The organism is Syntrophales bacterium, assembly GCA_030655775.1.
Classification (GTDB): domain Bacteria; phylum Desulfobacterota; class Syntrophia; order Syntrophales; family JADFWA01; genus JAUSPI01.
In genome coordinates, this window is record JAUSPI010000252.1 from 1 (window position 1) to 9,945 (window position 9,945).

At 46.5% G+C, this 9,945-nt stretch carries 8 protein-coding genes; 7 read left to right on the forward strand and 1 reads right to left on the reverse strand.

The annotated features are described in order from the left end of the window. The 3 genes from Q7J27_14120 to istB form a co-directional block, all read left to right on the forward strand. A partial coding sequence (locus Q7J27_14120) for a hypothetical protein (GenBank protein ID MDO9530276.1) occupies positions 1–184 on the forward strand: 184 nt, incomplete at its 5' end. 212 nt (positions 185–396) lie between these two features. Continuing rightward, positions 397–1,839 carry an IS21 family transposase gene (gene istA, locus Q7J27_14125; GenBank protein ID MDO9530277.1) on the forward strand — a complete coding sequence of 481 codons (1,443 nt, stop codon included), beginning with the start codon at positions 397–399 and terminating at the stop codon, positions 1,837–1,839. Then, entirely contained in the window at positions 1,836–2,591 is a 756-nt protein-coding gene (istB, locus tag Q7J27_14130) for an IS21-like element helper ATPase IstB (GenBank protein ID MDO9530278.1), read from the forward strand. The genes istA and istB overlap by 4 nt, the downstream gene beginning before the upstream one ends. Positions 2,592–2,651: 60 nt before the next feature. On the opposite strand, the gene Q7J27_14135 is transcribed toward istB, so the two are convergent. After that, on the reverse strand, positions 2,652–4,127 hold the full coding sequence (locus Q7J27_14135; GenBank protein ID MDO9530279.1) for a protein kinase: 1,476 nt from the start codon (positions 4,125–4,127) through the stop codon (positions 2,652–2,654). A 207-nt stretch (positions 4,128–4,334) separates the two neighbouring features. Between Q7J27_14135 and Q7J27_14140 the strand changes: the two genes are divergently transcribed. The 4 genes from Q7J27_14140 to Q7J27_14155 all read left to right on the forward strand — a co-directional run bounded on the left by Q7J27_14140 (position 4,335) and on the right by Q7J27_14155 (position 9,795). Beyond that, a complete protein-coding gene (locus Q7J27_14140) occupies positions 4,335–6,023 on the forward strand; it encodes a CoA-binding protein (GenBank protein MDO9530280.1) in 1,689 nt (562 codons plus the stop codon). Positions 6,024–6,231: 208 nt separating this feature from the next. Beyond that, complete coding sequence (locus Q7J27_14145; protein ID MDO9530281.1) at positions 6,232–7,512, forward strand: MFS transporter; 1,281 nt, start codon at positions 6,232–6,234, stop codon at positions 7,510–7,512. A 127-nt stretch (positions 7,513–7,639) separates the two neighbouring features. After that, positions 7,640–8,443 carry an SDR family NAD(P)-dependent oxidoreductase gene (locus Q7J27_14150; protein MDO9530282.1) on the forward strand — a complete coding sequence of 268 codons (804 nt, stop codon included), beginning with the start codon at positions 7,640–7,642 and terminating at the stop codon, positions 8,441–8,443. A gap of 230 nt (positions 8,444–8,673) precedes the next feature. Beyond that, positions 8,674–9,795, forward strand: coding sequence for an HD domain-containing phosphohydrolase (locus tag Q7J27_14155; protein MDO9530283.1), 1,122 nt, complete (start codon positions 8,674–8,676; stop codon positions 9,793–9,795). Positions 9,796–9,945: the final 150 nt, after the last annotated feature.

The following is a 9,945-nucleotide window of genomic DNA, read 5'->3' on the forward strand; positions in this document are numbered from 1 at the left end:
CCCCTTTTACAAAAAAATAATCCTTGATTTTTATTTCTATATGGTATATACGTTATTTGTATATTTAATTAACAGCGGTGATTTAAGAGGTAACTTGCTCCGCTTTATAAATGTGCTAAAGCGCTGGACATATATTCATGAATTTATGAACCCTGTGCTTTGGCATGGGGTTTTTGTTTTTTGACAGGTTAAAGGTATCAGGCGGGTTGATTTACGGTAACTTGCAGCCGCCTCAAAACAAGGTGCTAAACAGCCAGTGATCAGCGACAATTAGGATTCCCGGTTAACGACAATTAAAATTCCCGTTTCAAAGATAATGCTGTGCTATCTTTCTTCCTTCTGTAAGGAGGGTAAGAGATGGTCACAGACAGACAAGTCAGGAGGTTGATGCAATTGATGGAGACGGGAGAGAAATTGATGGTAGCGGCATTAAAGACGGGAATGGATGAGAAGACGGCACGTAAGTATATTCGTGGAGGAAAGCTTCCGAGTGAAGTAAAAGAGCTACACACGTGGCGGACGCGTAAAGATCCCTTTGAGGAGGCTTGGGATGAAGTTCTGGAGAAGTTGGAGCTTTTTCCGAATCTGGAGGCGAAGACCCTGTTTGATGCCTTGCAGCGGAAATATCCGGGGCGATTTTCCGATGGTCAGTTGCGGACATTACAACGGCGTTTAAAAATGTGGCGTGCCCTTGAAGGACCGGGCAAGGAGGTATTTTTCCCACAGGAGCATCATCCTGGTGTTCTTGGCGCATCGGACTTTACTCGAATGGGACAACTTGGGATTACGATACAAGGTCAGCCATTTGATCATATGTTGTATCATTTTGTTTTGACCTACTCGAATTGGGAGACGGGGAGCATATGTTTTTCAGAAAGTTACGAAAGTCTGAGTTCTGGTTTGCAGCGTGCTCTATGGAAACTGGGCGGTGTTCCCAGGAAACACAGGACGGATAGTTTGTCAGCGGCATTGAACAACTTAAGTAACCCCAAGGAATTTACACAGCGTTATGAGGGCTTGTTAAAACATTACAGGCTGGAAGGTGAAAAGATTCAAGCTGGGAAGGGGAACGAAAACGGAGATGTGGAACAGCGGCACCACCGTTTAAAAAGAGCCATAGACCAGGCTTTGATGTTACGAGGCAGCCGGGATTTTGAGAATCGTAGGGCCTATGAACGGTTTCTTGAGGATATGTTCAGACAGCTCAATAGTGGTCGTTATGAACGATTACGTGAAGAGATGAGAGTATTGCGGGTCTTACCTGAGAGGAAGCTGGAGGACTGTAAAAGACTGGTTGTAAGCGTTGGGCCAAGCAGCACGATTCGAGTGCTGCACAATGTCTATTCAGTGCATAGCCGGTTAATCAGGGAAAAGGTTGAGGTCAGGGTGTACGCAGACCATTTGGACGTCTGGTACGCACAGAAGCGGGTGGAGCGGCTCCCCAGGCTTCGTGGAGAGGAAAAGCACCGCATAGATTACCGGCACATTATTGATTGGCTGGTGCGGAAGCCGGGTGCCTTTGCTAACTATCGTTATCGGAATGATCTGTTTCCCACAAGCCGATTCAGAATAGCTTACGATATGCTCAAGGAACAAAGTCCTGTTCAGGCCGATAAGAAATACCTGAAGATACTGTACCTGGCGGCAAGGGAAACGGAAACCGGCGTGGACAATGCGCTGAAGATGCTGATTGATTCGGAAAGGACGATCAGCGCAGAGGAAGTTACAAAGATAGTGCAAGAGGATCAACAACCAGAGGTGATAAAAGACCCCTTGATAACTGAAGTCGACCTGCAGATATATGACGGGCTGTTTGAGGCTGTGGCGGTGTCATTATGAGCGGACAGAAAGTAAAGCAAGAAGTGGAACAATACTTGAGAGAGTTGCGCCTGTCTACCGTTCGTGAATCTTATAAAGATATTGCAGAAAGTGCAGAAAAGGAAGAATCCGGTTACGTAGAATACCTTTTGGAATTGCTGAAGCAGGAATGTGAGGCACGGGGACAGAAACGGATTGAGTGCCGGTTGAGAGAATCCCGGTTACCTCTGGAAAAGAATCTGGAATCTTTTGACTTGAAACGTTTTCCGAAAAAGTTATTACGACAGGTCAAGGTATTACAGGACGGTTCATTCCTGAATCGTAAGGAAAACATATTGGCATTTGGCAATCCCGGCAGCGGGAAGACACATTTATTATGCGCTCTCGGACAGGAACTGATCCGGCAGGATTACCGGGTATATTTTTCTCGGTGCAGTTTTCTGGTAGAGGAATTGCTTCGCGACAAAAGGGAACTGAAGCTTGACAGGAAGCTTAAGAAACTTGCAAAATACGACGCACTGATCCTCGATGACATTGGGTATGTTAAGCAGGATCGAGAGGAAATGGAGGTGCTTTTTACGCTTTTGGCGCAACGTTATGAACGTGGAAGCGTGATGCTTACCAGCAACCTTCCTTTCTCGAAATGGGAAAGTATTTTTAAGGATCCGATGACAACTGCGGCAGCGATTGATCGACTGGTTCATCACAGTGTCATTCTTGAGCTGAACGTACCAAGTTATAGAATGGAACAGGCCAGACAACGTAAACAATGACGCGTTTGGAATACAGGGAGCAATTTATTTGGAGTCTTTTACTTACATGACATTTGTAATCTATATTAACAAGAACTGACGGGAAAAATAATTGTCGTTAGAGGGAAATAATAGTTGACGTTCATCATAATGTCCAATATCATGCAATAAGCTTCCTAATAAGATGGACTTAATATCCTTTTCATCCATCAATTGTCGGAATAGGGGATTGTATGTATCATTATATAATGCTTGAACATATAAAATAGCGTTACGAAAAGCACCGATAGAATGCTCCAATCGAGTATGAGTTGCCGTTGGATATATAGTATTGATGAAAGCTAACTGGCGAGTATCATTTAATCTCTCAAAAACAGGGTGCTCTACTATTGCCCGAACTCTTTCACTAAAGGGAGCACAAATTCCTTGTGAACTTTTAACAACTTTAGGATAAAACATGTTTAATTCTGGGATTAATTTATTGAAATGTTCTCGTGTAATTAATTTACTAAAATCTTTAATAATATCATCAGAACAAGTGTATTTTATTTGGTTATAATCCCTAATATCATTGAACTCCTGCCAAATTTCATCAAAAACAGTTGGTTCTAAACCAGAATGGATTTGTCTTTCATTTATTCGTTTTGTTTCTATAGTAGATACATTCTTTCCATCTAACATTCGACAAGCTGCCAAATGAAGGTATCCGAAGGTATAGTCATATGGAACCACATCACTAAATTTTTGATTTATTAAATATAAAATTTCCAATAGTGATTTCCCAAAGGCATAAATATCAAAAGAATACTTGAAATCTTTTGGTCTTAATTTTTTCCTGACCCTGTTTTTGCTTGATAGGTCTGAATAATCTTCCCTCAAATCAGGATGGGCATATAGCTTCGTAAATCCGATGACAATTTCACTGTCGTCATCTGATTTTCTTTTTGCAAACCCAAGATCAGTCAGGATCGGTTTATGATTTTTATCGACTAAAATATTACTTGGTTTTATATCGAAGTGAATTACTTCATTATTATGAAGAAAATTTAAAGCATTAGCAATCTGATAAAATTTATCCAAAACCCAATATGTGATATTCCCAAGCTCACTACCATGTTTGACATTATTCAAAAGGTGAGATATTGCACTCTTCAAATCACTGGCGTTTTCTATATAGCTCATAACAAAATATGGATAATTAGAATCACCAACAGACACTTCTCCAAGCGTATGAATGCTAATAATGTTTTCATGTCTTAACTTGGTTAAATATTCAATTTCATTCTTAACAGAATCAATTAATTTCTCATGAATAGGACGGGGTATTTTAAGCGCTCTATATGTGTTCAGCCTCAGATCCCTTATGCAAAAAACTACCCCTGATCCCCCTACCCCTATTGGTTCAACAAGCTCATAGATATCTTTCAGCACAGCCTCTATCTTGTCCAAAATTTTTGCTATTATAGGTTGCTCACTTTCATAATGATCGGCCTTACTTTCTTTTTCATATATTTCCCTTAATTTACTATAAAATGTTTTCTCTTGGGGTTTTTGCATCCTTACAACCTCCTTTTTTGAGGTAATTTCTCCGACACCCACATATTAGTTCTGCTCTTAAAAAAGCAAAAGCCCTCTCTCTCGTTTTGAGAAACAGGGCCGGATGACGATCAGGCCATAATCCCCCCCTCCGGGGATTATGGCTGTTCAAAAACACACATGATGAGTTCACGATCAAATAGAATACGCTAAACCACTAACTCCATTATGATACCCTGTCAAGGAATATTACGGGGAGACTTTCAAGGGGTAATCGTCGATTTTCCCGATATCTTTTTTAACATCTGTCATTGTAAGACCGTGCATAACATGATAGGAAATTCGCACCTATCCTGCCAGACGCAATCGCCATACCCATACATTAGAGATAGAAAGCCGGTGACAATGAATCGTAGCTATGAGAATCTTGACGCGATCTTCCATCCCCGTTCCGTAGCCCTGGTGGGCATTACTACCGCCAATCCCGAACACTGGACCCGGGGTTTTCTCGAAGGCTACCTCCACCTTGATTTTCCATCCCAGGGCAAGCTGTATCTCGTCAACCCCAAGGGCGGCACGGTGGAAGGCTGCAGGGTGTACCAGAGCATACAGGACATCCCCGATACACTGGACTTTGTTGTGGGGCTGGTGCCCGCACGCAGCGCCCCACAGCTGATTGAAGACGCGGCGGCAAAGGGGGTCCGATGTATTCATTTTTGCACGGCCGGCTTCAGCGAGATAGATGAAGAAGAAGGCAAAAGGCTGGAGTCGGAATTACTCCGCGCCGCTCGCAGGCACAATGTGAGACTTATCGGCCCGAATTGCCTGGGGGTATACTGTCCGGAAGGACGAATGTCCTTCAGCAAACTGTTCCCCCGGGAAAGCGGCCCTGTGGGCTTTATCAGCCAGAGCGGCGGCAACTCTAATTATCTGGTCCGTCAGGCCGCACTGCGCGGTGTTCGCTTCAGCAAGGTTATCAGCATCGGTAACGCGTCCGACCTGAACGAAAGCGACTTTCTGGAATATCTGGCTGATGATCCGAAAACAGAAATTATCACGATGTATCTTGAGGGTATAAAGGATGGTGTTCGATTCCACCAGGCGCTGAAATATGCGGCGGAGAAAAAACCGGTGGTGCTGCTTAAAGGGGGAGCCACTCCCGCCGGAGCACGAGCGGTGATGGGACACACGGCATCGCTGGCAGGGAGCCACACCATCTGGGAATCTCTCTGCCGTCAGTTAGGGGTTATACAGGTTCAAAACCTTGATGAAATGACTGACGTGCTGGTTACACTTGCGTTTCTGCCTGCGCCTGATGGCAGACGAGCGCTATTGTTCGGCGGCGGCGGCGGTTCAAGTATTATCATTGCTGATGAATTTGAAAAGCGAGGGGTGATATTGCCTCAAGTGCCACAACAGGTTATCAAGGAGCTGCGCGAGTTCAGCCAGGCGGCAGGCAACTTCTTCAATAACCCCATTGATTACTCACAGAGTATGGGGCCGTCAAACGTAAAGCGCGCCCTGGAGATTCTCATGCGCTGGGGACAGTTCGATTTCATTGTCAACTTTGTGGTACCCACTCAATCCACGAGAGCACGAGATTGGCCTATTTTTCCCGTCACGTATGACCGCAGCATCAAGCCTGTGGCTATCGTGATACTGACCAGTATCCTCCCCGCGGAAGCCAGCAAAATCTATGAATATATCAAGCATTACGCTGACGATGGCTATCCACTGTATTTTTCCTTCGCCAGCGCCGCCAATGCCATTACTCTGGCGCTGACTTACTACGAAAGACATTCTCTTAGACAGAAAAGACAGATTGAAACAACCGCCGCGGCTGCTTCCGGTATGACAGGAAGCTCCGTGCCGATCGATGCCGCCGCGGATGGGAATCCCTGTTCCCTATCCAAATAAACCAGACCACCAGTAGATAATGAAGGACACTTCCCTGTTTCTTTCCTGGCCGTCCTGCCTTTCCCATGAAAACAGGGGAGTGTCCCTCATTTCGCGTCCTTTTATTCCTTGACATGAGCCCCCATTTAAACGATGGTATGCGCCACTATCGTTCACTTCGGCACCTTAACTCCAAATTCAAAAATTAAAAGGATACCGTACAGTTTTGATGAAGCAGCATCGTTTTTTTTATGGATGGCTTATTGTTGGCTTGTCCTTCGTTAACCTCGGAATCATATTCGGAATCTGGTACTCATTTTCCGTTTTTTTTATTGCCATAATCAAGGAGTTCGGCTGGAGCCGGGCGGCAACGGCTGGTGTCTTCTCATGTTTCATGATTGTTCATTCCGGTTCGGCAATTGTCATCGGCACGTTCCTCGATCGTTTCGGAGCCCGCATTGTGATCCCTCTGGGGGCATGTATTGTAGCGCTCGGCCTTTTCGCATCGAGCCGAATCGACGCGCTGTGGCAGTTCTATCTATGGTACGGAGTCCTCACACCTGTGGGTGTTTGTGCGATCGGTTTTATTGCCCACGGAATTATCCTGCCAAAATGGTTTAATAAGAAGCGTGGCCTGGCAATCGGCATCGCCATGGCGGGTATCGGCCTCGGGATGCAAATCCTTGTTCCGGGGACCCAACTCGTCATTGCTAACTTCGGCTGGAGAACCGCATACTGCGTCCTGGCAGGTTTTATTCTGATCACGATCTTGCCTTTAAACATCTTCTTTCAACGAAGCAGTCCCCAGGAAATCGGTCAGAATCCCGATGGAGCAAGCGACAGTGAGATGGCGGATAATCTGACGAGAGAGGCCAAGCAGTCAGAGACCTCGAGAACCGGTAGACCCATAATATGGACAATCCATGAATGCCTGCGCTCAAAACAATTCTGGTTCCTTTTTTCCTCCTTCTTTTTTACTCCCCTGGCAGTCCAGGGCATCCTGATACACCAGGTTGCCAGTGTTGTTGACAAGGGATTTTCTGCCGTCCAGGGGGCGTTTTTCTTCGGACTTGCGGGGATGGCGGGATCAGTAGGGAAAATACTCTTCGGATGGCTTTCGGATAGAATTGGCCGCGAAACAGCATTTGGAGCCGGGCTCGGTTGCGCCTTTCTGGGGGTTCTCAGTCTGATGTTACTTCAACCGAACTACCCGTATCTGCTCTACGGATATGCCGTTCTTTTTGGGCTCGGATACGGATCGATCGCCCCTATTATTCCGGCCCGTACTGCCGATCTATTTCTGGGCCCGCACTTTGGAAAAATACTGGGAGTGATCTCGATTGCGGGTGGCGTCGGCGGAGCGCTTGGCGTCTGGTTGAGTGGAAAGATTTACGATATCACAGCAAGTTACAATATCTCTTTTATGATTTCGCTGATATCCTTGATTCTTGCTGTTATTCTTTTCCGGCTTGCCGGAACGCCGGTAGTGCATAAAAAAGACGCTACATAAGTGTAAGAAAAAAACCGTATTAATTAGGGACACTCCCCTATTTCTTTCCTGGCCGTCGGCTCGGAACCGTCATTTTCATGAAAAGTATATAGCCGACCGCTACGATCAAATCTATAAGGAGATAACTATGGAAAGTTTTGGACGTCTGAACGGAAAGGTCGCTATTATTACCGGCGCTTCCAGTGGTATCGGAAAGGCAGCCGCCCTGCTGTTTGCCCGCGAGGGAGCAAAGCTGGCATTGGCCGACCTCAATGAGGCGGCTCTCAAAGAGGTCACGCAGCTCATCACCGACGCGGGCGGAACAGCTGTTATGAAAAAAACCGATGTCTCGAATGAAGAGGATATGAAGGGACTGATCGATCTTGCTCTTCGCACCTACACGGATGTGCACATCCTCTGCAATAATGCTGGAATCACCGGAAACCACGATGCCATCAACCCGGAGGACCAGGAGGGTTCCAACTGGCAGCAGGTCTTTGGCGTCAATGTACTGGGGGCCATGTACGCAACAAAGCACATAGCTAAACATATGAAGGAACGGGGAAGCGGTGCCATTGTCAATACGGCTTCGGTCGCGGGTATCCGTGCCGGCGCCGGCACCAATGCCTACAGCGCCACCAAGGCAGGGGTCATCAGCCTTACACAGACTTCGGCCTGTGATTTCGGAAAATACAATGTTCGTGTCAACGCCGTGTGTCCCGGCCTCACCGAAACGGGAATGACGAAACCGGTGTTCGATTACGCCAGGGAAGCAGGAAAGGAAGCAAAGCTGGGGAGCCGCTGTGAAATGCAACGGTATGGAAAACCGGAGGAGATAGCCGCGGCCATTCTTTTTCTTGCCAGCGATGACGCGAGCTATATTACCGGCCAGGCGCTTGCCGTAGATGGAGGAAATACCGCGTCACTCAATCTTCCCGGTATGAAATTTTAGGGGGCCTGATTTCTCAAATCCCCACTTCAAATAAAAAAGGGCTGGTTTTTCGAAACCGGCCCTTTTGACTGTATGCAGGTGCCGAGGGGTATACGTTGAAGATCAGGCCAAAAAAAGGTCGCTGTCACTATTTAATTGACATCCCATTGAATCTCCGCTAGCCTCCGGCATTCGTGCCCTATCTCATACTGGTCGGGTGTCGCTAGTTGCAATTACAGAGAGGATTCTAGATGAAACACGCATTAAGAAATAATCTTGAGCCTATTGAAGATGTATCCACCTTACAACAGAGAATTCGTGAATTGGAACAGTCAGTCGTAGAGTCCAGGCAGACAGAGGAGGCGCTACGGGAGAGCGAAGCAAAGTTCCGTTTTCTCTCAGAAAACATGGTCGATGTAGCATTTATGGTCGATATGAATTTACGGACAACGTACGTCAGTCCTTCCGTCGAAAGAATCCTGGGATTTACCCCCGAGGAAAGAAAAAATCAACAAGTCGAAGAGCAACTGCACCCCCAATCCTTGCAGTTGATTTCTGAGGCACTGGCTGAGGAACTTGGGCGAGAAAAGGCAGGAGATGCTGATCCGGACCGTTCTCATACCCTGTTATTGAATTGTTATCACAAGGACGGATCAATAAAAACCCTTGAAACGAACCTCCGAGGTGTGCGTGACAGTAAGGGAGCCTTGACGGGTTTTCATGGTTTGTCGAGAGACATCACCGAGAGCAAGAACGCAGAAGACGACATGATGAAAACCCTCGAGAGTCTCCGGAAAGCGCTTAGAGCGACCATTCAGGTCATGATATCCACTATGGAGGCAAGAGATCCTTCTACCGCCGGTCACCAGAGCCGTTCGGCGGACCTTGCCCAGGCTATTGCCACGGAGATGGGATTATCTCAGGATACAATCGAGGGGATCGCGATGGCAGGGTCCATCCATGACATCGGGAAACTATCCATCCCATCGGAAATATTGTCTAAACCTGCAAAGCTGTCTGAGCTTGAGTTTTTCCTGGTTCAAGAACACCCTGGTACGGGATACGAAATCTTGAAGGATATAGAATTCTCCTGGCCCCTTGCGGAAATTGTTTTCCAGCACCATGAACGAATGGATGGTTCGGGTTATCCGAGGAATATGAAGGGGGATGACATTCTTATGGAGGCTCGAATTCTGGCTGTGGCCGACGTGGTGGAAGCCATGTCCTCCCATCGGCCCTATCGTGTGGCCTGGAGCATTGAGGCGACGCTGAAAGAAATCAGTGAGAATAGAGGGATCCTTTACGATACTGATGTCGTAGATGCCTGTCTGAGATTATTTCGGGAAAAGGGTTTTCAACTTGAAGGGACATGATTGTAAGCCGCAATCCTCACCTCAATTGAAGAATCAGGACCCTTATCATCCGAAAGGAGGTGACGCTTAAGCGCAATCTGACCTAATTTCTGATCTAATTCTGACCTAATCATCCAGAGATCTATCTGATATCACATCTGAATGTTCTAA

What these genes read in the sequence shown, in the direction of transcription:
- istA (MDO9530277.1), top strand. Translation starts at nt 397, where the DNA reads ATGGAGACGGGAGAGAAATTGATGGTAGCGGCATTAAAGACGGGAATG.
- istB (MDO9530278.1), top strand. Translation starts at nt 1,836, where the DNA reads ATGAGCGGACAGAAAGTAAAGCAAGAAGTGGAACAATACTTGAGAGAG.
- Q7J27_14135 (MDO9530279.1), bottom strand. Translation starts at nt 4,127, where the DNA reads ATGCAAAAACCCCAAGAGAAAACATTTTATAGTAAATTAAGGGAAATA.
- Q7J27_14140 (MDO9530280.1), top strand. Translation starts at nt 4,335, where the DNA reads ATGATACCCTGTCAAGGAATATTACGGGGAGACTTTCAAGGGGTAATC.
- Q7J27_14145 (MDO9530281.1), top strand. Translation starts at nt 6,232, where the DNA reads ATGAAGCAGCATCGTTTTTTTTATGGATGGCTTATTGTTGGCTTGTCC.
- Q7J27_14150 (MDO9530282.1), top strand. Translation starts at nt 7,640, where the DNA reads ATGGAAAGTTTTGGACGTCTGAACGGAAAGGTCGCTATTATTACCGGC.
- Q7J27_14155 (MDO9530283.1), top strand. Translation starts at nt 8,674, where the DNA reads ATGAAACACGCATTAAGAAATAATCTTGAGCCTATTGAAGATGTATCC.